We start from the raw sequence: 25,243 nt of genomic DNA, 5'->3' as shown, positions 1-25,243 counted from the left end.
GCTCATTGTCAGATTTTGACCGTACACGGGGTATTGTGGATTTCCACATACCCAGATTAAAGTTGATCTAGAACAAATGCGGTTTTAGCAATCTAGCTGTTATGCTTTGTTTCAGAGGATTATTTAAGGCGACCTAAAGCATAAGTTAAGCGTGGAGCATCTCGCTAACCTAAAATGAAGCCAGAATAAATCGGATAAACAGTCCGTTTGGAGAAAGAGATTTCAGTGACCGTTCGAAAACTAATGACCGTTGTCAGCCTTTGTTGGTTGAGTCTAACTGCTGGTGTGTGTGTCGCTGCTCAATCTGAACAAGCGATAGCAGCTCCAAGCCCAAGCCCAAACCAAAACACAGATGAACCCGACCAGATTATCGAGGTTGGTGTGTTGGCGACTCGAGGCAAGCTTTCGGCGCTGCAACGCTGGCAGCCAACAATGGATTGGTTGTCTGAACGTATTCCGGGTAAGCATTTTGTTCTCAAGCCTTTTAATTTGGAAGAGATGGCGGAAGCAGTAAAAGATGTCACGGTCGATTTTGTTGTCACCAACCCCGGTCAAGCAGTGCGTTTAGGACGTCAATACGCGCTCTCTTGGATGGCGACCATGACCAGTCACAATTACGACGATCAAGGTGTGAGCAGCACGCGCAGTATCGGTTCGGCATTGGTGGTCAGAAGAATGTCACCCTATATCTCGTTTGAACAACTGAGCGGAAAGCCAATTGCGGCTGTCTCTGAAAATGCGTTTGGCGGCTACCTGACTATGCGCTACCAAGTGATGCAAGAAGGGCTGAACCCTAATCACTTTTTCTCTAATACTCAGTTCTTGGGTTTCCCGATTGATGCCAGTTTGTACCAACTGCGAGAAGGACACATTGAAGCGGCAGTCGTCCCCGCTTGTTTGGTTGAAAATATGATTAGCGAAGGTTTGCTGGTGGCTGGGCAATATCGAGTCATCGGTAATCAAGCGCCTGAAGGCTTCCGATGCCAAGTGTCTACACCGCTGTATTCCAACTGGTCGTTTGCTAAGACAGAGCGAGCTTCTTCAGCACTGGCCAAGCAAATGAGTCAGGTGCTGTTTTCAATGCCAAAGAGCAGTGCGCCAGCGATTGCAGCCAATGCTTCGGGTTGGACGTCACCAACTAGTCTGCTCTCCATCGACAAGCTCTATCAGCAGCTCGACATGCACCCACTGCAACAGCCATGGTGGAAGGAAGCGTTAATCTGGCTTAAGTACAATCAGCAATGGGCATGGGCGTTCTTCATTCTTGTGGTGTTACTGAATGCTTACCACTTCTGGTTGGAGTACAAATTCAGTCGAAGTAAAAAGCAGTTGGAAGCCACGTTGCACAAGCTAAAAAGTAAGAGTGAGCAACTCGAGCACTCTCAACGCATTGCAGTCGTGGGCGAGTTGGGGAGCAGCCTCGCACATGAGATCAACCAACCTTTGGCGGCCATTCGTAACTACAGCGAAGGCGGTTTGTTACGGATTTCGAAGAACAAACCATTGACCGATATTGAACCTGTGTTCGAGAAGATTCAGTCGCAAGTGGATAGGGCTGATGCGATCATTCAACGTCTAAGAAACATGATAAAGAAACGCTCATCTGAGAAGTCCCAGATTGACATCGAACAGTTACTCACCGACACCATCGAATTGCTGCAATTTCGATTACAGAAACACAAGATAACCGTTGAACGTCATGCCGTAGGTAAGCCTATTGAGCTGTATGTTGATTCGGTGGGGCTACAACAAGTGATTGTAAACCTGATAAACAATGCAACCGACGCATGTAACGCACAACAGCATCGCGAACAAAGCGCTGCGTCTGATATTGATAACAAAAACAGCGAACCACCAACAATTAAAGTGATTACCGAGTATCAACCGGATAAAATGATGCTTTCGGTTATCGATAACGGAACAGGCTTAGATTTCACCGAGCAACAAGTCACTCAAGCCTTTGTCAGTAGCAAAGAAAACGGCTTGGGTTTAGGGCTTGCGATTTGCCAAGACGTGATTGAAGACCACAGCGGCCAAATGACCATCAAATCATTAACTCCTCATGGCTGTCACGTCGCAGTGACGTTACCTTTTTCTCTTTCAAATGATTCATAAGGAATCTTGTTATGTCTGAACTTCATCAAACGTTGCCAGTCTATGTGGTTGATGACGATGAGTCGATGCGTGACTCACTGGTGTTCTTATTGGAAGAGCATGATTTTACGGTGTCAGCCTATGAAGATGGACCAAGCTTTTTAGATTCTGTGGATCTCACAAAGCCGGGCTGTGTAGTGCTAGACAGCAGAATGCCAGAAATGAGAGGGCAGCAAGTTCATGAGTTGATGGTGAAAGCGCAGAGCCCACTGTCGGTGATCTATTTGACAGGGCATGGCGACGTGCCAATGGCAGTTGAAGCCTTACAAGCCGGCGCGGTGAATTTCTTCCAAAAGCCAGTGAAAGGCAATGAGTTAGCTGAGGCAATCAAACAAGGTTTGGACGCTTCCGAAAAGCACTTACACATGAATGTGTATCGCCAAGCGTATGCATCATTGACTGAACGCGAAATCGACATTCTTAAGCAGATCATCGACGGAAAACGCAACCAAAAAATTGCCGATGAATTATGTATCGCGATGAGAACGGTGGAAGTACACCGAGCGAGTTTGATGAAGAAATTCTCAGCGAAGACGGTAGCGGAACTGGCTTACATATACGGACAATTGACTTAACTATCATTGTGAGAAATTCCTGATGGAAACCCATCAATTTTGTCACCGACATTTAGGTTTTTTCTAATGAAAGGTGGTCTTCATAAGTAATCGATATTGAAGCAAGATCACACCATTTATGGCGTGCATACGGATAGGTCTAAGTAGACTTTTTATCGTTATGTATTCCTGAGATACTGAACTGAGTTCATTTTAGGGCAGAACGTTTTAATAACGGCGCTTTTCCCTGTAATTAGAAACATTCGCTATAGGTTGATGACTCCTCGACACCGAGATCTGTATCAGCCGAGTTAGGTTAAAATATTTTATGAGTACAATGGGAATCGCAATTGGTGCGACGGCTCTTTCGTTAATACTTGTGGCCGTGTGGCTGATTTCTTTATCGCTAAGAAAACAGCGCTTGGAACAAGAACGCAAAGCTCGTGCAGTCGCTTACCGAAAAGCGATTGAAAAAGCACGCATCCAAGAGCAAAAAGAGCGTCACTTCAAAGCAGAAACCGGACATGTTCCGTCGATTCTATATTTAGCGAAAGAGGCCGAACGTAACAATATTAAGGAAGCCTTATATTGGTACGATAAAGCCGCGCATTTAGATAATGTCAACGGCATGTATGGCATTGTGCGTTTGAGTATGAAGCGCAAAGAAGACCTGATTTTAAGAGAAAAAGCCAATTTCTGGCAGCTTGCGATATCCGCATTGGACAATGACGTGTCTGCGAAATTTGAGATGGGCAAAGCGCTTGTCTTTGGTCGTGGAACTGATAAAAACATCCCTAAAGGTTACACCTATATCGAAGAATCTGCGGCTGGTGGTAATACTGAAGCAATGCTGTTTATCGGTGACTGGTGTCTAGATAAAGAAAACCCAGATTACTCTGCCGAAAGTTCTGTCGAGTGGTACCAAAAGGCCGCGGAAAAGAATAGCTTAGACGGCAAGATCAAACTTGGTATGAGTTATTTGAACGGTATTGGTGTTGAGCCTAACCATGGCGAGGCTGTTTACTGGTTTGAGACGGCCGCAGAAAAGAACAGTGCAGAAGCGATGTTTAGAGCAGGCGAAGCTTGGATTGACCATGGTGAACACGGCAACGCCATCGCTTATATCTGGTTATTCCTATCAGCTCATTTTGGCTACGCAGAAGCGAAGCATTTGAGGGATAAAGTCGGCGGGGAACTTGGTGTCGATGCTGTCGTGGGCTTACAGGCTCTGACTAAACCGATAATGACCAAGTTGACCCAAGAAGCGATCACTAAGCACTCAATCATTAAGGCGCTCAACAAGCTCTACAAACGCAATGTGCCTGTTCCTAAGAAGGTTAAAGAAGCGTCCGATGAAGAAAGTGAGGAGTTAAATGTCGATGGTAGTCATTTAGAGACCAAAGCTTCGAGTGAGCAAGGCTCTAACGTCGATTACAGCCAGCAGGCGACGTCAAACCATGATAGCGGTGCTGCGAATCAAGGGCCACCCAGCGATCAAGCAACGCATAACTCTCTAGATTTCAGTCAGGCAGCAGTGGATCCAAGCTGGAAAAGCAACCACTAAAACGTGTTGGTTAGCTTTGATGAGTTGGACAAGAATGACTGAAGCTATGAAGCTATGAAGCTATGAAGCTATGAAGCTATATAGCTTCTAACCGTAATCTAGAAAACCAAGACAACAAAAAAGGGAAGCGAATGCTTCCCTTTTTATTTGTGTGCTATTTGCTTTTAGAGCTTAGAGCTTAGAGCTTAGAGCTAAAGTCTAATACCCAAGAGCTGTTAAGCTTTGTTTTGCTCAGCTTTACATACAGCCGCAGTGAACACTACGTCAGTTGAGCTGTTAAGCGCTGTTTCAGCCGAATCTTGAATCACACCGATGATGAAACCAACCGCTACAACCTGCATCGCTACATCGTTAGAAATACCGAATAGGCCACATGCTAGTGGGATAAGCAGCAGTGAACCGCCTGCAACACCCGATGCGCCACATGCCGAAATTGCAGCAACAAGGCTTAGTAGAATCGCAGTGAAGATATCAATTTCAATACCCATTGTGTGTACAGCTGCAAGCGTTAACACAGTGATGGTGATTGCAGCACCTGCCATGTTGATGGTTGCGCCTAGAGGGATTGATACAGAGTAAGTATCTTCATCTAGCTCTAGCTTCTTACAAAGGTTCATGTTCACTGGGATGTTTGCAGCGCTTGAACGAGTGAAGAATGCCGTTACACCAGACTCACGAATACATTGCAGTACAAGTGGGTATGGGTTCTGTTTTGTCTTTACAAAGACAAGCAGAGGGTTAACCACAAGTGCAATGATCAGCATTGAGCTTAGTAGAACCGCTAGCAGTTGACCGTAGCTTGCTAGTGCATCGAAGCCCGTTGTTGCGAATGTAGTCGAAACAAGGCCGAAGATACCGAATGGCGCAAGACGAATAATGAAGCGAACAATGTGTGAAACACTGTGGCTAAGGTCTTCGAAAACCGCTTTGGTTGTTGCAGATGCGTGGTGCAGTGCAAGACCAAGACCGATTGCCCAAGCAAGAATACCGATATAGTTAGCGTTCATTAGTGCGCTAACTGGGTTATCTACAAGCTTGAATAGAAGCGTATGAAGAACTTCTGCAATACCTTGAGGAGGGTTAGCACCTTCAGCGCCAGCAACCAGTGTCAAAGTGGTTGGGAACATGAAGCTCAGTACTACAGCAGTCAGTGCTGCAGAGAACGTACCAATCAGGTAAAGCACAATGATTGGACGCATATGAGTATGCTGACCTTTCTTTTGGTTTGCGATAGAAGCTGCAACAAGAATGAATACTAAAATTGGGGCAACAGCTTTCAGAGCACCAACAAACAGACTACCTAGTAGGCCTGCGTCTTGAGCTGCTGAAGGAGAAACCATGGCGAGAACGACACCGAAAACAATACCAGCAAGGATCTGTAGGACAAGGTTCCCACGAGCGATGCGGGCGAGCATGTTGTGATTTTGCATAAAATACCTGCAATTGTTAAATTATTATAGTGATGTATCTTTTATAAAGTTGTACCAAATCCAACTATACACTAGTGGAATGGGCGGTCATATTAGCGGGATCTTAGAGGGTGTCTAGGAATAGTTTACTTTTAGGGTGATTGTTTGCGCTACGTGGTGTTTTTAGGGCTAAATGTTAAATAATTGTATTTTGATTGGGCTATAAATCTGCGGAACTACATTTATTAGACCTAATGTACTGTAAGTTTAGAAATGTAAATGCTCATAGGTAAGAACATTGTGTGCATAAATAGTCGCTTTGCTACCAAATTGAAACAAAAAGCCCCACGTGTTTAACACGGTGGGGCTTCGTCGTTTTAATAAAGCGTATTGTGATTAACTTGATTGGTTTAGTCAGTCGCTTTTTTTTATGTTTCGGCTTTCTGACTGTACGGTTTTGTACATCTTGGAAAGTTGTTTGCTGTTCGCGCGTTGCTCTGCCAATGAGGCGCCATTTCTGGCTTGCTCTCTCAATAACTTTTGATAGTTAGTAAATCGTCTTTCAGACAAATCACCATCCTCAATGGCTTTGCGTATCTTGCATCCCGGCTCGGATTCATGATGACAATCAGAGAAACGACAATGCATGGCTAACTCTTCGACATCAGAAAAGGTTTCACTCACGCCTTCAGCGCAATCAGCGAGTTGTAGCTCTCGCATTCCTGGAGTATCGAGCAGTAAACCACCCGATGTTAGCAAGTGGAGCGATCGTGATGTGGTTGTATGACGACCTTTACTGTCGTCTTCGCGAATGCCACCCGTCGCTTGCTGAGTTTCACCGAGCAATGAGTTTACTAGCGTAGATTTGCCCACACCAGATGAGCCCATCAAAGCGACGGTTTTGCCTGTTTTACACCAAGGTGACAATACTTGAGTTGATTCTTGGTCAAGGCTGTTCACTGCTTCGATCATCAGCATAGAATCTAAGCTTTGCACTTGCTGTACTTTGTCTTGGTGGTCGTCACACAAGTCTTTCTTAGTCAGTACTATAACGGCTTCAACTTGAGCTTCATTGGCGAGTGCGAGATAACGCTCGATGCGGCTCAGATTGAAGTCATTGTTTAACGAGACCACGATAAAAACGGTGTCGATATTGGCTGAAATATATTGTTCTGCGACGCGACTGCCCGCTGCTTTACGGCTGAAGAGCGATTGACGCTCTAGCAAACGGTCGAATTGAAGCTCAGAGCTCAAGATTACCCAGTCGCCAACCGTCATTGCGGGTTGGTTTTGATGGATAGGCAGAACGATTTCGCCTTGTTCTGACGCTAAGGTATAGCCACTACGATGATGTGCGACGATACGAGCAATGACGGAATGGTCATAGTTTTCGAGAGTCAGTTGTTGTTGGAATACAGGTTGCCATCCAAGTTGTTGAAGTGACATTGGATGAGAAAATGCGTTTTGTGAATTCATGTTTATTTACCCAGACGTGCGAGCTTTGATTCCTTATCAGTGCCCTAAAGTCTTATGAGAGCATTAACATCTTGTGAGATCTCTGGTTGTTGACGAGATCAAAAAGTGTTGACGAGATAAAAGCATCGAGACGTCAAAAATGTTTTGAGCTTGGGTCGAATTCAAATAGATAGGACCCGGATTGAGTCATGCGCTACAGGCATGCAGATATTGATCACTTATAGATCAATAGTAAACCGGGTAAAAGTGTGCGGTAGCCAGTCGATGGCTTAAGTTGGTCGTTCTAGATTAAAGTTTGCTTAACCAAACAAATTAACGCGTTACTTTTACTGCCAGTTTTAGTGTTTTCATTACAATCATCTTCTATTCTCCTTGGTTATTAATGTGGTCAGGCTTTGAATAAAAATCGAGCTCAGTTTAACAAAAAGCCACGATGGCGAGAAGTCATCGTGGCTTAATTTATTTCATTGATTGTGAATCCGATTAGTGATGATCGTGATTCATCTTTTTCATGCCGCTCATTACTTTCTTAACCGGCGCGTCAAAGGTTTGGGTTTCACCGTTCGCGAAAGTCAGAGTCATCTCGATCTGCTCACCTTCTTTTAGACCGTCTTTTAGGTCGAACAACATAATGTGCAGGCTGCCAGGCTTAAGTACCGCTTCACCATTCGCAGGGATTGTGATTTGTTGAACTTGGCGCATCTTCATTACGTCGCCATCAACGATAACATCATGAAGCTCTACCTTGCCTGCTGCGGGTGTAGTTGCAGAAACAATAGCGCGATCTTTGTCACTGTGGTTCATCAACGTTGTAAATACTGCGCTGTTCACTGCTGAAGGCGGTGTTGCACGAGCGTACGCGTCGTGAACCATAATGTCGCTATTCGCGTGAGCAAAGGGAGTGAGCAATAAGCCTACTAGAGCAAGTGCTTTTAACTTCATGTTGTTGTCCTTATTTTTATGTTTTGGTCTGGGACCTGACTTTATGTTTGAACTTTATTGGTTAAGTTCTTTGTTTTTACGTTTACTGCGTCAACTTGTTGATGGCTTCAACAATTGGTGCAGGTGTTAACGTGTGCGGTACTTTAGTAATCAAGGTACCGTCGGGCTTTAAAAAATAAAAATATGAGCTGTGGTCAAGGGTATATTCCAACTCTGAACCTTCAAGCTTGGTCTTTCTGAAAATAACACCGTAGTTATGTGCAAGCGTCGTTGTCACGTCTAACGGGCCACTTAATCCTTCCATCATTGGGTGGAAGTATTGTGCGTATTCGTAAGAAGCTTCTGCGGCATCGCGCTCAGGATCAAGAGAGACAAACATTGGGCGAATCTTTGCTTTTGCTTCGTCAGAGACTTGGTTAAGTGCTCCAGCTAACATTGCTAGTGAGGTAGGGCAGACATCTGGGCAACGTGTGAAACCGAAGTAAACGATACGAATTCTGTCGTCGGTTTCGTCAAAGATTTCCGTTGGCTGATTATCTTTACCAAAAAGGGTTGTTGCGGAGAACTCTTGCTTTGCAGCGTGTTGTTCTTGAGCTTCGTTTTGCCCATCAAGGTAGCTTTTGACACCAAAGCCAAGTACAAACGCTACCACTAATGCTAACGACCAATTCTTACTCATCTTGCCATCCTTATTGCAGGGTTTACGGTTTCAACACCATCGGTGAGTTCGCCAAGCCAAGTCATTTTATCCATGGTACACACAGGTAAAATTACATCACCTTCATAGGTATTGTTGCCAATATTCTTTAATTGAAAACGTGCTGATCCCATTTCCATTTCTAAGCCAGTGAGTGACAGCATTAATGTGTCAGAGGCTGCGCCTTCCCAGACTACTTTGATTTTACTTGGAACGAGTGGCTGAGCCGTCTCACTATCGAGTGTCATCGCCACCGCATTTTGCTCACACGATGTGGTTGAAAGCATGCAGTAATCATCCAAGTTGACGTCGGCAGTTGAGTGCTCCATCGCTGATTTAAACTGCTGAATTGCTTGTGGCCCATAAAAGCCTGCCACGAGAGCGATCCCAAGAGCAGTAACCTTTAATGCAGAGTGCATGTCGTGTTCTCATCTAATTTTATAAGAGCCGCGATGTTATCATACCCCTCAATACGTGCTTGTATCAAAAAGCAATTTTGTGCGTATGGTAGATATAAAAAAGCGAAGCCATAAGCTTCGCTTTGATTCATTTCATATGGTGCGTCGCTACTAAGCTCGGCACCCTACATGCTAACTTAAGCACGATTGTTAGAGATTAGTCAGCATTGCGCTCAGCAAACTTTTCTAAACCCAGCACTAACGCGATAGCCACCAACATCATGATCACCGATAAAGTAAGCTGAGAAGGTTGAGACGTTACCGCTTCGAAATTGAACGGAGATAGGTTCTCTTGAATCAGTGGTACTTGCTCTCCTTTCGAGTTGGTGCGCCAGCTGATGGTTTCTTTCCAAGGCCAGATCTTCGGTAGCGTACCGATCATTAAACCCGTTAAGAACACCAATGTGAAATCGCGGAATGAGCGCAGTAACCAAGAGAGTACGTGCGAGAAAGTCAGTAGACCAATCACACAGCCGCCAAGGAATAGGGCAAGTACATCGATTTGAAACGATTTAACAGCGCCAAGCACTGGGCCATACATGCCAATCAGAAGCAGAATAAAGCTGCCTGAAATACCCGGTAAGATCATCGCACAGATCGCAATCGCACCCGCAATCAAGACGTTGATGCTGGTTGGCTCCATTTGCAATGGCTTAAGCACGGTAATGCTATAAGCGAAGGCAACACCAAGCAGTAAAAAGACGAATCGAATCATATCGCGCTTTTCTACTTGCTTAAGAATATGGAAAACCGACACTAAGATCAGGCCAAAGAAGAAAGACCACAGTGGAACAGGGTGGGTGACCAATAACCAAGAAATCAGTTTTGCAAATGTCGCAATGCTCGTGAATACGCCTGCGAACAATGAAATTAGGAAGAAACCATTGATGTGGTTAAACGCGGCTTTGAAGCCTTCGCGTTTCCATAGGCTAAGTACGCTAGGGTTAATTCTGCGAATGCTTTCTAGCAGCGTATCGTAGATACCAGTGATGAATGCGATGGTTCCGCCCGACACGCCAGGGACAACGTCTGCTGCGCCCATTGCCATGCCTTTGAAAAAAGTACTTAAGTAGTTCATTGCTTCATAGAGTTGAGGATGATTTTGTGCAGTATACAAACTTTAGTGTAAAAAAAGTATGAATATGCTTTTGGGGAAGGGCTTTTATTACTCTATTAATTGTAAGGCAATAAGTTGAAGTGAATATTTGCCTAACATATAGATAACAACCACTTAGTGATTTGTCATTAAGAACAGCGATGAAACTGATCCCTTATCGATATTGCATCTTGGTTGCATTATGCAAATGCACTTTGCAATTCGCATGATAAATTCATGGTTTTTATGCGATGCAGGGCTTATAAAACGTCGAATAAAAGTTGGCACGCTAACTGCATTATATTAATCGACCCTTCTTAAGCCGAGGGTCACCTAGCCAACTGACGTTGTTAGTGAACTTATGATTTGTTCACAAATATATAGAGCCAATCGCGATTATTGCGGTTGGCTATTTTTTTGCCTGTCGTTTGGCTATCTCTAGCTTTTATCGGTTACTCCCCATTCTCTAAGCGAAAAAAAAGCCAGCCACCATCGGTGACTAGCTTATGTTTTCTCGAATCAATCTCGAATCAATCTCGAATCAATCTCGAATCAATCTCGAATCGAGTGTCCGTTTTAGTACCCCATCAACTGCAGCAAGTTCTCTGCTGTGCTGATTGCTTCTTTACGGTTAGCAATGTTGAGCTTTTGGTACAGGTTACGGATGTGAGTCTTGATTGTGGTACCTGCTACATCAAGTTCTTGAGCGATTTGCTCGTTACTGAACCCAGAGTAGATCAAGCCAAGTACCTGCCATTCACGCTGGGTGAGTGGGCTAGTACGCACAAGCTCAGGAATGTTCGGGTGATTCACCAAGTTTTCAACAAAGTCTTCGTCGAAGTGAACTGAGCGACTGCGTTGAGTCGTTGAGATATCTTTCATGATTTGTTGTGCGCGGTGACGTTCTAAATCACCCAAGCCTGGCTTGTTGCTCAACTTATCCAAGATATGCCCGATAGTACCGCCATCGACCAAGAAGTTACCGACCATGCCAGTTTGATTGGTCATGTGTAGAGCTTCTTCTAGCAATACGCGTGCACTGTCTTCATCGTTGATCTGGGTGCGTAATACCGCTTCAACGATTAAGTTTCTGTTGGTGTCTGTAATTAGGTGTGAACGTTGAGCTTCACTCTTTAAGAACGCCAATGCTTCTTCTGCTTCTTCATACTGTTCAAGAATGATGTGAGCACGCACGATGTTGCGCCATTGAAGCTGGCAGAAGTGGTTGCTTGCTGATTCAGGGCGAACTGCAACGCTCAACCAGTCACGAATGGCGTCTTTATCGCCTTTCACTTGCCAGAATAAGATCAGAGACAGTGACGCATTCGCTGTCCAATCCACATGGTAGGTGGATTGGCGCAACAAGTGCTGAATCTGGTCAATAAACTTCGACGCTTTATCAATTTCGCCACGGCTCAGTGAAATACGAGCCAGCATTGAATAGCTGTGTAGGTGCTTACTTGGTGAATGGTGGCCAAGAATATCTAAGCCCTTGTAACAACACTCTTCTGCTTCATCTAATCGGTTCCAACACCAGAAGATCTGAGCGCGAACACGCAATAAGAATTCATGCAGAGGCACGTATTGAAGTTGGTGTTCTTCAATCAGCTTGAATGCGCTGTCTTGTAGTTCGAATGCGGCTTGAACGTAGCCTTGAGCAATTAGAATTTCACTTTGCTGAAGAATCGCCCACAGTGCTTGATGGTAAACCTGATATTGGCGAGCCAACTTTTCGGTTTGCTGCATCATTGGTAGTGCACGGCTTAGGTTACCCATTACGTGATTCACTTCGCCCACAACCGAGGTTGCGACAATGCGGCTACGATAAACGGTGGTGTTCAGTTGGCTCAACGAAAGCTCAGCCAGTTCTAATGCTTTTTCAGGTTCATTGCTGTTAATGGCAACTTGTGCACGTAAGGCGTTGTATTGGCCTTGTTGCTGAGTATCGAGTTCAATGTTTCGAGCTTGATATTGAGTCTCAGCCTCTTCCAACAAAGTACCCACTTGATCATAACGGTGCTGACTTTGTGCAAGCCATGCACGCAACATGGACAGTTTAGGCTCACTGTAAAGCTGATCGGTAGTCAGTTGCTTGATCGCCATTTCTAACGAAGACAACTCACCTTGGTTGAACATCGGCCAGCCGTGCTCTGTCAGAATTTGAATGATCAGGTCCGGGTCTTCAGCGCGTTGTGCATGTCGTAAAGCTTGGTGTGGTGTGTTCTGTTTTATCCACGCTTTTGCAGCACTTCGATGAAGTTCAGCTTCTTGCTGAGGAATTCGAGCTTGGCGCTCATGGGCAAGAAATTCACCAAACAAGTTATGGAAGCGATACCAGTTCTTTTCACCTTCAAGCGGGTAGATGAATAAACCAAAACGGTTGAGTGATTCGATCATACCGAGCGCGTCTTCACGTTGTGTAAGTGCACATACAAGCTCATCGTTGAAGTGATCAAGCACAGAACATTGCATCAAGAACTGTCGGGTTTCTTTGTCTAGCAGGTCGAATACTTCTTCAACCAAGTAGTCCCAAAGATGGGCGTGGTTAAAGTGAGAGAACGACTCTGCGGACTGTGCAAGAGTGCGTTTTTGGTGTTGTGCTTGTAGCGCGATAAGTTGCAATGCGGAAGGCCAACCCTCTACATAACTACAGATGCTATCTGCCGTGGTGTCATCAATGCCGTCGGCTACGCGTTGGTTGAAAAAGCGTGTGGTTTCTTCGGTATCAAACGCCAACGAGTCATTACCTAATTCGATCATTAAGTCACGAACGCGCAGGTTTGCTGTACCAAGTGGTGGCGTACCACGACTGGTGACAACCAACGTTAGGTTATCGGGCATGTGTTTGAGGAAGAAGCGCATGGCTTCGTGGATGTCGTCATTGTTGACCAAGTGATAGTCATCCAATACCAGAAAACACTCGTGATGGAATTCCGACATCTCGGCGAACACTTCACTCAATAAAGAAAGCAGTGATGAAAACTGTCGTTTTTCTGCCAGTTTCTGGGCATTAGGGCAGGCATTTTGAGTCGCTTTATTAAGTGATTGAAGTAGGTAGTTGATAAAGCGGAAGGCATCGTTGTCACTATCATCAATGCTGTACCAACCCACATTGGGTTTATCTATCAACCATTGTGCAGCCATGGTGGTTTTGCCGTAGCCCGCAGGAGAGCGGAATAACACAAGCTTATAGCAATCTGCATTGTGAAGCAGATCGAGAACCCTAGGTCGTAGGATTGCATTATGTAAGCGGCCGGGACGAGTCAGTTTCGAAGGGATCCACATATCGAAGTTTTACACCTATTCCGTGGCTATGTTCTGGAATATCCCAATCTATCGTTGAGTGTACTCCAATGACATTAGCCTAATTACTTAAGTCTTTACTCATACTACGTGAAGCAAAACGTTACCGACTATGATCCTCCTCAGAAACCTTGCGCTCCTGCATGTTTTTGGGTGTCTACGCCCTTTATTTGAGATCTTGCTCACGTTACGGGTTGGTTTGGGAATGTGACTTCGTTCATCTCTACACGGGAATCTATGCAAAAGATGAGAGATAGAAATTATTTTCGTGATCTGAATATCAGATTTGACAATGACTTTCATTTGGTTAAATAAAAGTCACATCAATTGAAGTTAAGTTATCGAACGGGAGCTTGTGATCTTAGTCACTTCAAGTTTTTGTTCAAAGTCAGAACATGAGAGTCAGATCACTAACCCTAAGTCGGTACGCCCCCTACGCCCTCCCATCTACTCCTAGTCAGTTGCGTTAGCGGGAGGATGTTTAGTTTATGGTGACCATGCACGATATGTCACAGATGAATTAGAACTATTAAAAGCGAGATTTCTGAAATGAAACCAACTCAGCAAAAAACTTTCGATAAAGTGTCGTTCCAAGAAAGCGTTAAAAAGCATTTATCTGCAACCTACGCAACAACGATTGAAAACGCAGATAGCCGCGCATGGTACCTAGCAATGGGGCGTGCGCTAGCAGAACTCACAACATTTGATCTGTTAGAAACTGAAAATGACGAAAAAATTAAGAACGCGAAGAGCGTTAACTACCTTTCATTAGAGTTTTTGATTGGTCGTTTAACAGGTAATAACCTGATCAGCATGGGTCTGTACGAACAGATCACTCATGCAATGGAAGAGCTAGGTCAAAACCTAACTGATCTTCTAGAAGAAGAACGCGACCCATCACTAGGCAATGGTGGTCTTGGTCGTTTAGCCGCTTGTTTCATGGATTCTTGTGCCGCTCAAGAATACCCAACAGTAGGCTACGGTCTTCACTACGAATACGGTCTATTCAAACAGTCTTTCCAAGACGGTCGTCAACAAGAAGCACCTGACGCATGGCGTGGTGTTGAAGGTTACCCATGGGAAGTGGCTCGTCCAGAACTAGCACAACACATTGGTTTTTACGGTCATGTAGAAGTTGAATACATCAATGGTAAAGAAGTTCGTACTTGGGTTCCGGGTATGGAAGTGAAAGCAATGCCTTGGGATCTACCTATCGTAGGTTACGAGTCAAACACGGTTTACCCATTGCGCCTTTGGGAATGTCAGGCAATTGCACCATTCTCACTAGCAAGCTTTAACAACGGTGATTACTTCGAAGCACAACACTCGCTAATCGATGCAGGTAACATCACTAAGGTTCTTTACCCGAACGACAACCACGAGAAAGGTAAAACTCTGCGTTTAATGCAGCAGTACTTCCACTCAGCAGCGTCTGTTCGCGATATTCTACGTCGCCACGAAGCAGCAGGTTTTTCTCTAGAAGATCTGCCTAAGCAAGAAACAATTCAGCTAAACGATACGCACCCAACGATTGCGATCCCTGAATTGATGCGCATCTTGATCGATGAGAAAGGTTTAACTTGGGACCAAGCTTGGGAAATCAGCGCTCATACGTTCGCATACACGAACCACACACTGCTTCCAGAAGCACTAGAGACTTGGTCTGAATCATTGATCAATCGTCTTCTTCCACGTCACATGGAAATCATTTTTGAAATCAACCACCGCTTCATGCAAGAAGTTCGCAAGATGTGGCCTGGTGACGGTGAGAAGCAAGCGAAGCTTTCTATCATCCAAGAAGGTTTCCACCGTATGGTTCGCATGGCAAACCTATGTGTGATTGGTTCTTACAAAGTAAACGGTGTAGCTGCACTTCACTCTCAATTGGTTAAGAAAGACTTGTTCCCTGAGTTCAACGAAATCTTCCCAGGCAAATTGACTAACGTAACGAACGGCATCACGCCACGTCGTTGGTTGAAGTTCTGTAACCCAGGTTTATCTACGCTAATTACTGGCAAAATCGGTACTGAGTGGCCAGCAAAACTTGAGCAGCTTGAAGGCATCGCTAAGTTTGCAACAGACGCGAAATTCCAAAAAGAATTCATGGCTGTTAAGAAAGAAAACAAGCAGCGCCTTGCTGATTGGGTTCAAGAGAACATGGGTATCGAGCTAGATACTAACGCTATCTTCGACGTGCAAATCAAGCGTCTACACGAATACAAGCGTCAGCACCTAGATTTGCTACACATTCTATCTTTGTACCACCGTATTCTTAACGAACCTGGTTTCGAGTGTGAGCCACGCGTATGTTTCTTCGCAGCGAAAGCAGCACCGGGTTACCACCTAGCGAAAGAGATCATCTTTGCGGTTAACAAGATTGCAGAGAAGATCAACAACGATCCTCGCATTGGCAACAAACTGAAAGTGGTATTCATTCCTGACTACCGTGTAAGCATGGCTGAAATCATCATCCCTGCAGCAGACGTTTCTCAGCAAATCTCACTAGCTGGTAAAGAAGCATCTGGTACGGGCAACATGAAGATGGCTCTAAACGGCGCGTTAACTATCGGTACGATGGATGGTGCAAACGTTGAGATTCGTGAAGAAGTTGGCGATGAAAACATCTACATCTTTGGCCTAGACGTTGATGGCGTAGTGGCATTGCAAGCTCAGGGTTACAACCCATACGATTACTACAACGCAGACCCACTGCTGAAAGCATCTCTAGACCTATTGACTGGCGATGAGTTCTCTCCAGGTCAACCAGGCCTTCTACGTGCAACGTTTGACAGTCTGCTAGACGGCGGTGACCCATACCTATGTCTTGCTGACTTTGCTTCTTATGTGAAAGCGCACGAAGACATGGGCACGCAATACAAAGACCAAGCAGGTTGGGCTAAGAAAGCGATTCTTAACACAGCATTGGTTGGTAAGTTCACATCAGACCGCTCAATCCGCGACTACGTGAACAATATCTGGAAGCTAGAAGCGGTTAACCGTTAATACTTTCAAAGTAGCCAAGGCAGTTTCTGCCTTGGCTCAATTAGCTTGTGAGCAAACGAAAGGCTTAAAGGTTTGTCGTTTATAAACAAGCTGCTTACAAACCGATTGTCACAAGCTAATTGATTAGTAAAAATTTAAATTAACAACCCTACAAAATAGAAAGCGTCAGAACGTTTTCGGAGAGAGCGATGAAAGAACAGACCGTATTAAAACAAGTCGCAGAAATGGCAAACATTGCCGACAGTTACGTTAGTGCGTGGGGCGATGAAGCACAAGTATCAGACGAAACTATCACGTCTCTATTGGCTTCGTTGGGCTACGATACAAGCAGCGACGATGCACTGCTTAAGTCAGCAGAAAGAAAACACAAAAAAGATGTACTAGACCCAGTTCTTGTCTTGCGTGACGGTGAGCCAGTAGAAGTGGCGCTTAACCTAGGTGTAAGTGCTCGTGAAAGTGAGTTCAGCTGGCGCTTAGAAACCGAGCAAGGAGAGGTACTTGAAGGCTATCTTCAATCTCAAGTCGTTCGTGATGAGCGTGCAGAGGGTGGCCCTTTAGTGTTTGCATTGCCAAGTGATTTGGCATGGGGTTACCACAAGCTAATTGTGAGCCGTAAGCGCCGTAAGAAGCCTTACGAGATGACATTAATCATTACGCCAAAAGCGTGTTTCAAGCAATCGCCAATCGAGCAAGGCAAAAAGCTTTGGGGACCAAGCGTTCAACTTTACACACTAAGAACTCAGCACAACTGGGGTATTGGTGATTTCGGTGACCTAAAACAGCTTGTTGCGGATATCGCATCTCGCGGTGGTGATTTCGTTGGTCTAAACCCAATTCACTCATTGTTCCCTGCGAACCCTGAAGGTGCGAGCCCATACAGCCCGTCTTCTCGTCGCTGGTTGAACATTCTATACATTGATGTGAGTTCAGTTCCTGAATTTGCGTTAAGTGCAGAAGCACAACAAACCGTAGGCAGCGCTGAATTCCAACAGCGCCTACAGAAAGCTCGTGAAGCACATTGGGTAAACTACACTGAAGTGTCTGAGCTTAAGATGAGTATCTTGCCTCTGTTATTCGCAGAATTTAAGACTCGTCATTTAGACAAAAACAGCGATCGTGCACAAGCGTTCTTAGCCTTCGTTGAAGAGGGAGGTGAAAGCCTGATGCATCAAGCGGCGTTTGATGCTCTGCATGGCGAACTGCACGCAGAAGACTCTGGCATGTGGGGATGGCCGGTATTCCCTGAGAAGTACCGTACATTCGACAGCCCAGCGACACAGAAATACATCAAAGAGAACCTAGAAAACGTTCATCTGTATATGTATCTACAATGGCTAGCAGATTGCCAGATCAACGATGCACAGTCTCTTGCAGAAGAGAAAGGCATGGCGGTTGGCCTGTACCGTGATTTAGCGGTAGGCGTTGCGGATTCGGGTAGCGAAACATGGGCTGATGAAGGCAACCTAGTGATGGATGCGAGCATTGGTGCTCCACCTGATATTCTTGGTCCTTTGGGTCAGAACTGGGGTCTACCTCCGCTAAACCCAGAAGTGCTTCAAGAAACAAGCTACGACGCTTACATCAAGCTACTTCGTGCGAACATGAAACACTGTGGTGCACTGCGTATTGACCACGTTTTAGGTCTACTGCGTTTGTGGTGGATTCCAAAGGGTGAGAACGCAACTAAGGGCGCGTACATCTACTACCCAGTGCAAGATATGCTGTCGATTCTGGCGCTTGAATCTCACCGTTACCAATGCAGCGTTATCGGTGAAGACTTAGGCACCGTGCCAGACGAAATCGTTGATATCCTAGCGGATGCGGGCGTACATTCTTACAAAGTATTCTTCTTCGAAACATCGGAAGACGATGGTGGTTTCATTTCACCGAAACACTACGCCCCACAATCGATGGCAGCTTTGTGTACTCACGATATGCCAACGCTTCGCGGCTTCTGGCACTGTGATGACTTGAAAATGGGTCAAGAGATTGGCTTATACCCAGATGCAGAACAGCTAGAAACCTTATTCGATGACCGTCTGGAGTGCAAACAAGGTATCTTAGATTCAGTGGCATGGCATGGCTTCTTACCTGAGGGTGTTGGCCGCGATGCAAGCCAAGTACCGATGGACTCTTATCTTGCTGAAGCACTTCAACTGCACGTTGCGGCTGGTGGTTCAACATTATTGAGTGTTCAGTTGGAAGATTGGTTAGAGATGGACAAGCCAGTAAACATCCCTGGCACTGTAGATGAATACCCTAACTGGCGTCGTAAACTATCCATGAACTTGGACGAAATTTTCGCTCATGAAGGCGTCAATCGTATCGCTTCTAAGCTGACTGACGTTCGAGAAAAAGCAGGTAAGTAATGACGTGAGTGACTTGAAAATAAGTGGTTTTTTGCTTACGGCGTACGAAACTACAACCTCGGTCACTCAATAATGAATGCTCATCTGGTAGAATAAATTGTTGTTATATTGCCCGCACTAATAGCGGGCATTTTTGTATTATATTTTTTGGATGTTTGGTTAGGGAGAAACGTTTTGGAACTAAGTTCGATTTCAAAGCAAAAACAAATATATACCCAACTATCACAGGCTTGTTTCACTGACCCGTTTGCGTTTTTAGGGCCGTACTTACCTTCAGATCAAGGTGCATTAAGAGTATGGATTCCAGGGGCAGATAAAGTAGAGTTGATCGTTGGAAAGGAACCTCGTATTGAGTTAGCGCGAGAGGGTGAAAGTGGCTTCATCCTAAAGCAAAAAAGAGACTTACGTTTCACTCACTATAAGCTTGCGGTTGATTGGGCTGGGGTAGAGCAGATCATCGATGATCCATACCAGTACCACGATCTGTACGCGAGTTATGAAGATCTTCATACACCTAAAGATATGTATCATCACATGGGGGCTCAGTTTATTACTCTAGAGCGTGATGGACAGACGATCTCAGGTACGCGTTTCTTGGTGTACGCACCGCATGCAACTGCGGCGAGCTTGGTGGGTAACTTCAATGCTTGGGATGGTCGTCGTCACCCAATGCAACGCCTAGATTACGGTATGTGGGGTCTATTCATTCCTGAACTGGAAGAAGGTGCTCAATACAAGTTTGAATTAAAAGGACCAAATGGCGAAGGCTTACCACACAAAGCTGACCCATGGGGTTTCTACTCTGAGCAATACCCTTCGTTCTCATCTGTGACTTACGATCACGCTCGTTACGAGTGGCAAGATGCTAAGTGGCAGAATCGCCCTGTAACGCAAAAGCGTAAAGAAGCGCTTTCGTTCTACGAGCTGCACGCCGGTTCTTGGAAGCGTAACGCTGAAGGTGAATTCTTAAATTATCGTGAGCTTGCGGCTGAGCTGATCCCATACCTAACTGATCTTGGTTACACGCACGTTGAGCTAATGCCAGTTTCAGAGCACCCATTCTACGGTTCGTGGGGCTATCAACCTGTTGGTCTATTTGCACCGACTAGTCGTTTTGGTTCTCCAGATGATTTCAAATACTTTATAGACCAATGTCACCAAGCGGGTCTTGGTGTAGTACTTGATTGGGTTCCTGCTCACTTCCCAAGTGATGATCATGGCCTAGCAAACTTCGATGGTACGCCATTGTTCCATGATCCAGATCCACGTCGTGGTTGGCATCAAGATTGGAACTCGTACATTTACGATTTAGGTAAAGAGCATGTTCGTCGTTTCTTAGTTTCTAATGCACTTTACTGGTTCGAACAATTCCATATCGATGGCATCCGTGTTGATGCGGTTGCTTCGATGTTGTACCTCGATTATTCGCGTAGCCATGACCAATGGATCCCGAACGTAGACGGCGGCAACGAAAACTACGACGCTATCGCAACTCTTAAATGGATGAACGAAGAAGTGTACAAGCACTTCCCGAATGCGATGACGATTGCTGAAGAATCAACGGCTTTCCCAGGTGTTTCAGCACCGACTTTTATGGGCGGCTTAGGCTTTGGCTTTAAGTGGAACATGGGTTGGATGCACGACAGCTTGTCTTACATTCAAGAAGACCCAATCAATCGTAAATATCACCACGATACAATTACTTTCCCACTGGTTTACGCACACAGTGAGAACTACGTCTTGTCTCTCTCTCACGATGAAGTAGTTTACGGTAAGGGCTCTATCCACGACAAGATGCCTGGTGATGAATGGCAACAAACGGCCAACTTACGTGCTTATATGGGTTACATGTATGCGCAACCAGGTAAGAAGCTGAACTTCATGGGCGCTGAGTTTGGCCAGACGGCTGAATGGAATCACGATGATCAACTACAATGGTTCTTGCTGGATTACAAACGTCATCAAGGCGTTCAGTGCTTAACCAGAGATCTGAACAATCTATACCGCTCTGAAGCTGCAATGCATGATCTCGATTTTGACCCGAAAGGTTTTGAATGGCGTTTACAGGATTCTGCAGAAGCGAGCATCTTAGCGCACGAACGTATTAGTGAGTCTGGTGAGCGTGTATTAATTGTCTCTAACTTTACGCCTGTTCCTCACGAGCATTTCCGCTTAGGTGTTCCATCAAAAGGTGAGTACTCACTGCTGTTGAATACAGACTCTGTGGATTATGCAGGTAGTGGTTTTGAAGTGAAGCAGACAGCAGAGATTGAATCAGTAGAAAGCGAAGGGCTAGATACATCGATTGAGCTGCGTTTACCGCCGTTATCGACCGTTTTTTACAAGCTAAATTAGGTCGATAAACAAACTGAGAATATGAAAAAGGGAGCCTGAAGGCTCCCTTTTTGTTTCTATCTGTTTTGCTTAATGCTTGTTGAAATTCGTTAGGTAGAACATTGAACGTCCAATTACCGTTTCAAGGATTCGAACCGAGTCGGTCCCGAAGCTATTCAGCATTTTTTCACGAAACAGACCATCTGAACTGACATTGAATGCTTCTGGACTTTTGACCTGTGAGGCATGAAAAAACATCAGTTTGATAACGTATCGGAATTGTTCATTGTCTAAAGCATTTTGCCATGATTGAAGAAATACCTCTTCCGAAGCGAAATCTAGGTTCTCTATAACAATCGATAACATGTGCTTGTGAAGCACTGTTCGGATAGCACGTGTCGATGGATAATAGCCCTGAAGCGTTGTTAAACTAATGCCAATTTCTTGGGCAATCCTTGCATAAGTTAGAGCTTCATGTCCTTCAGCCAGAAAAAGGTTCAATACGATTTCATCGTAGTTTTTTTGGTTTTCTAGTTTCTGTACTTGAGTTATTCGAGCCATTATAAATCCCACATTAGGTGTGACATTCTGTATAGAAATTACGGATTGAGGATGTTAACAAAATATTCCGTAATAGACCTTAAAAAACAAAAAATCACGCATAAAAAGATATAATTAATCGATAATTTATACATAAACTACTGTTTAGTGTGAAAAAAGGCCACTTAACTAAGTGGCCTTTGATTCTTTAACAGTGTTGTCTTATGACTTTGCAAGGCTAGAAAGGGTACCAGAACAGCTGGTCTTCAAGTACTCGCTTTGTGATGGCGAGTATCACGACTAATGCGATAACGGCTAAACAAACAAAGTCGACACGTTTCAAAGGTGCATAACTGTACCAAGTACGCGCTTTGTGTCGTCCAAAACCTCGCAACGTCATTGCATTAGATATCTCGTCTGCGCGGTCCAAGCTAGAGAAAATAAGAGGGCCTAGAACCTTAGCCACATTTTTGATACGAGTAATTAAGGGCGCTTTCTTTGAGAGTTCTACACCACGAGCCTGCTGAGCATGCATGATATTGATGAAGTCTTTCTTAACTTCTGGCAAGTAACGCAGTGTTAAGCTGACCGCGTAGGCGATCTTGTAAGGAACACCTATACGGTTGAGGCTCGCTGCGAACTCAGTCGGATGCGTTGTGAAGACAAAAATCAACGCTATCGGGAACATGCTCATGTACTTGAGCGTGACAGTGATTAAGTAAAACAGAGTCTCTTGGCTCAACGAGTAGTTACCCGGCAATGTAAGCAATAAGGTTTCGCTGCCGATGAGCTCAGTACCTTGCTGTGGAGCAAGCAAATACATGAACAAAGCATTTAGGCTTAATACACTCGCCGTACCCAATAACAAAGGCTTATACACGCGTACAGGCACATTGGTAAGCTTCAGCAGGTATAAACCAGTCACAATAAGCAGCGTTATCAACCTTAGGTCAAACGTAGTCAACACCACGGTTACCCAAGCTAAGAAGAGTGCAAATTTGGTGATGCCGTTGAGTGCATGAAGCGGTGATTTTGTATCAATGTAATTGATGCCGAATTTTACTTTTGATGAGTTCATTGAGCACTTCTCTCGTAGTCGATGAAGTACTGCATGAACGCATTAGTATCGTCGATTTTCATCATAGTCGCGAGTTCATAAATGCTGGTGGTACAAAGGTTTGCACGTTCTAGAAGTGATGGCTGACTAAATACTTCCGTCATCGGGGCATTGGCAATCAGCTTGCTATCGGCAATCACGATTGAGCGTGTGGTGTACTCAAGAACGAGATGCATGTCGTGTGAAATGATCACAACGGTAATACCCAAATCACGGTTTAGTTTTTGGATGAAGGCCAGCATGGATGTGTAGTTGCGGTAATCTTGACCCGCCGTTGGTTCATCCAAGATGAGGAGTTCAGGTTCCAACACTAAGATAGAAGCGATGGTTACACGTTTTTTCTGGCCGTAGCTTAGTGCTTCGATCGGCCAGTGGCGGAACTTACTCAGCCCACACAGCTCGAGAACATGCTCTACTTTTTCTGTGATCAGTTCTTCTGCAATGTTGCGGTTACGAAGACCAAAAGCAATCTCGTCGAAAATCATATGATGCGAGATCATATGATTTGGGTTCTGCATCACGACACCGACTTTCTGACTTCTTTCAAAGATAGAAAGCTCAGATAGGTCTTCACCATTTAGATAGGAAGAGCCTGAATCGGCATCGATCACACCCATGATGAGTTTAGTGATGGTAGATTTACCCGAACCGTTTTTGCCTAGAATCGAAACGAACTCACCTTTACCAATCTTGAAGCTGACATCTTCGAGTGCGTTTTTCTCGCCGTCGTAAGAATAAGTCAGACCATGAACTTCAAGTAAAGGTGGATATTGCTTATCTGCTACTGGGGCAGAGCGCTCTGCAAACCAAGCTTGAACAGCAGGGCGGAACCTTTTGTAGTCTAAAGCTTTGAGGTTTGACAGCTTGTCTTCGCTGGTTAGTGGGGCTTTCGCCGCCTTAAGCGCCGACAAGTAAAGCGGTTCACGAATACCGTGAGTCTCAAGCAGTTCAGACGCTAAGATTTCATCGGGTGTCATGTCTGCAACGATTTCGCCACGTTCCATTAAGATCACACGATCAATATCGCGATGCAGAACATCCTCAAGGCGGTGCTCGATAATCACGATGGTCTTGTTGGTTTCTTTATGCAGTTGGTCGATGATCTCAATCGTTGCCTTACCTGTTTTAGGGTCAAGGCTTGCTAGAGGCTCATCGAACAGCAAGATATCAACGTCGTCAACTAAGATACCCGCTAACGAAACTCGTTGTTTTTGACCACCTGAAAGGTCATGAGGTGAACGTTCAAGCATGTCCGCTAGATCGACCATTTTTGCAGTCGACTTAACTAACGGGTACATGTCAATGTTCGACATCAACTGGTTTTCGAGTGCGAAAGCGATGTCTTCACCGATACTCAAACCCACAAACTGGCTGTCAGTATCTTGTAATACTGTGCCTACTTGCTCGGTGTAGTTGTGCATCGAAAACTCAGAGATATCCTTGCCGTTTATCTCTAAAGAGCCCGTTACTTCACCTTTGATTGCATGAGGTATCAGACCGTTAAGACACTGACCTAGGGTGGATTTACCACTACCACTTGGTCCAATAATGACGATTTTCTCTCCTTTCTCTATCCTTAGATTGATATTTTTTAGCGTCGGTTTATCCAGCGACTCATATCTAAAAGAGAAGTTCGAAAATGCTATAGTCATTATCGCTTATGCCTCAGTCAGGTTGCGGCTTTGTTTGTTGCGCTTAGCGACTGATTTTAGGATCAGGAAGCCTACAACAGCGATCAGAACGGTGTTACCCGCAGCGATGATAGACAGTTGAGTGAACACTTTAGTAAACGGTTCTGCATATAGGATGGTGTCTAGGAACGCAGAGCAGCCATAGCCTACAACGTTACCTGCAAGGGCGAGTATCACGAACAATACAAAATCTTTAATTGGCAGCTCGCCTTCTTGAAGACGGTTCTTAGTCATCATAGGGAACAAGCCGATAACCATGCCTACGATACCTGAGCCTAAAACCCAAGTTAACCACACGCCCCAGCCTGCGAACAGATCCGTTACCCAGTGACCGATAAAGCCAACTAAGAAGCCAACAATTGGGCCGAACAAAACAGAAAACAGTGCTAAGACTGCCATGGCTGGTTTCAATGTCGTGTTCGCAAACACTGGGACACCAAACATAGGTAAACCACCAATGCCGTACAGCGCCGCGCCAATGGCGATAACGACCACTGTTTTAGCTGAAAAGTTCATAGATAACCTCGAATACTGAA

Annotated in this window: 17 protein-coding genes; 6 read left to right on the top strand and 11 right to left on the bottom strand. The window is 45.0% G+C overall.

From position 1 onward, the window contains the following. The first annotated feature begins 225 nt into the window (after positions 1–225). The 3 genes from OQJ75_RS10195 to OQJ75_RS10185 all read left to right on the top strand — a co-directional run bounded on the left by OQJ75_RS10195 (position 226) and on the right by OQJ75_RS10185 (position 4,272). Positions 226–2,115 (top strand): sensor histidine kinase, encoded by a 1,890-nt coding sequence (locus tag OQJ75_RS10195; protein ID WP_265973096.1) that lies wholly within the window; start codon positions 226–228, stop codon positions 2,113–2,115. A gap of 11 nt (positions 2,116–2,126) precedes the next feature. Next, complete coding sequence (locus tag OQJ75_RS10190) at positions 2,127–2,729, top strand: response regulator transcription factor (protein WP_265973098.1); 603 nt, start codon at positions 2,127–2,129, stop codon at positions 2,727–2,729. Positions 2,730–3,045: 316 nt separating this feature from the next. Further along, complete coding sequence (locus OQJ75_RS10185) at positions 3,046–4,272, top strand: tetratricopeptide repeat protein (protein WP_265973180.1); 1,227 nt, start codon at positions 3,046–3,048, stop codon at positions 4,270–4,272. A gap of 215 nt (positions 4,273–4,487) precedes the next feature. Here the strand turns inward: OQJ75_RS10185 and sstT are convergent, their stop codons facing one another. From sstT to malT, 7 genes are all read right to left on the bottom strand, one after another. Continuing rightward, positions 4,488–5,702 carry a serine/threonine transporter SstT gene (sstT, locus tag OQJ75_RS10180; protein ID WP_004732110.1) on the bottom strand — a complete coding sequence of 405 codons (1,215 nt, stop codon included), beginning with the start codon at positions 5,700–5,702 and terminating at the stop codon, positions 4,488–4,490. A 393-nt stretch (positions 5,703–6,095) separates the two neighbouring features. Further along, positions 6,096–7,157, bottom strand: coding sequence for a ribosome small subunit-dependent GTPase A (rsgA, locus tag OQJ75_RS10175; RefSeq protein ID WP_265973102.1), 1,062 nt, complete (start codon positions 7,155–7,157; stop codon positions 6,096–6,098). A gap of 483 nt (positions 7,158–7,640) precedes the next feature. Beyond that, entirely contained in the window at positions 7,641–8,099 is a 459-nt protein-coding gene (locus tag OQJ75_RS10170) for a copper chaperone PCu(A)C (RefSeq protein WP_265973104.1), read from the bottom strand. 82 nt (positions 8,100–8,181) lie between these two features. After that, entirely contained in the window at positions 8,182–8,778 is a 597-nt protein-coding gene (locus OQJ75_RS10165; protein WP_248391993.1) for an SCO family protein, read from the bottom strand. Next, the gene (locus OQJ75_RS10160; protein ID WP_265973107.1) at positions 8,775–9,215 is read right to left on the bottom strand and encodes a hypothetical protein; all 441 of its coding nucleotides are present in this window, start codon (positions 9,213–9,215) and stop codon (positions 8,775–8,777) included. Before OQJ75_RS10160 ends, OQJ75_RS10165 begins: the two co-directional genes overlap by 4 nt. A gap of 196 nt (positions 9,216–9,411) precedes the next feature. Further along, on the bottom strand, positions 9,412–10,332 hold the full coding sequence (locus tag OQJ75_RS10155) for a DUF368 domain-containing protein (RefSeq protein ID WP_265973108.1): 921 nt from the start codon (positions 10,330–10,332) through the stop codon (positions 9,412–9,414). 594 nt (positions 10,333–10,926) lie between these two features. Next, positions 10,927–13,635 (bottom strand): HTH-type transcriptional regulator MalT, encoded by a 2,709-nt coding sequence (gene malT / locus OQJ75_RS10150; RefSeq protein ID WP_265973110.1) that lies wholly within the window; start codon positions 13,633–13,635, stop codon positions 10,927–10,929. Positions 13,636–14,202: 567 nt separating this feature from the next. Between malT and OQJ75_RS10145 the strand changes: the two genes are divergently transcribed. The 3 genes from OQJ75_RS10145 to glgB all read left to right on the top strand — a co-directional run bounded on the left by OQJ75_RS10145 (position 14,203) and on the right by glgB (position 21,380). Next, entirely contained in the window at positions 14,203–16,656 is a 2,454-nt protein-coding gene (locus tag OQJ75_RS10145) for a glycogen/starch/alpha-glucan phosphorylase (RefSeq protein WP_265973112.1), read from the top strand. Positions 16,657–16,844: 188 nt separating this feature from the next. After that, positions 16,845–19,025, top strand: coding sequence for a 4-alpha-glucanotransferase (gene malQ / locus OQJ75_RS10140; protein ID WP_265973113.1), 2,181 nt, complete (start codon positions 16,845–16,847; stop codon positions 19,023–19,025). 174 nt (positions 19,026–19,199) lie between these two features. Continuing rightward, positions 19,200–21,380: a 1,4-alpha-glucan branching protein GlgB gene (gene glgB / locus OQJ75_RS10135; RefSeq protein ID WP_265973115.1), complete on the top strand. Its 2,181-nt coding sequence runs from the start codon at positions 19,200–19,202 to the stop codon at positions 21,378–21,380. 69 nt (positions 21,381–21,449) lie between these two features. Here glgB and OQJ75_RS10130 read toward each other — a convergent pair whose 3' ends face one another. The 4 genes from OQJ75_RS10130 to OQJ75_RS10115 all read right to left on the bottom strand — a co-directional run bounded on the left by OQJ75_RS10130 (position 21,450) and on the right by OQJ75_RS10115 (position 25,223). Beyond that, positions 21,450–21,920, bottom strand: a complete 471-nt coding sequence (locus tag OQJ75_RS10130; protein WP_248398749.1) for a TetR/AcrR family transcriptional regulator — start codon at positions 21,918–21,920, stop codon at positions 21,450–21,452. Positions 21,921–22,137: 217 nt separating this feature from the next. Beyond that, the gene (locus OQJ75_RS10125; RefSeq protein ID WP_265973117.1) at positions 22,138–22,977 is read right to left on the bottom strand and encodes an energy-coupling factor transporter transmembrane component T family protein; all 840 of its coding nucleotides are present in this window, start codon (positions 22,975–22,977) and stop codon (positions 22,138–22,140) included. After that, positions 22,974–24,668: an ABC transporter ATP-binding protein gene (locus OQJ75_RS10120; protein WP_265973118.1), complete on the bottom strand. Its 1,695-nt coding sequence runs from the start codon at positions 24,666–24,668 to the stop codon at positions 22,974–22,976. The genes OQJ75_RS10125 and OQJ75_RS10120 overlap by 4 nt, the downstream gene beginning before the upstream one ends. A 6-nt stretch (positions 24,669–24,674) precedes the next feature. Then, the gene (locus OQJ75_RS10115) at positions 24,675–25,223 is read right to left on the bottom strand and encodes an ECF-type riboflavin transporter substrate-binding protein (RefSeq protein ID WP_248375055.1); all 549 of its coding nucleotides are present in this window, start codon (positions 25,221–25,223) and stop codon (positions 24,675–24,677) included. Between the last annotated feature and the right edge of the window lie 20 nt (positions 25,224–25,243).

Source organism: Vibrio sp. 14G-20 (assembly GCF_026241515.1).
Classification (GTDB): Bacteria; Pseudomonadota; Gammaproteobacteria; order Enterobacterales; family Vibrionaceae; genus Vibrio.
This window is presented reverse-complemented; position numbering and strand designations above follow the sequence as displayed.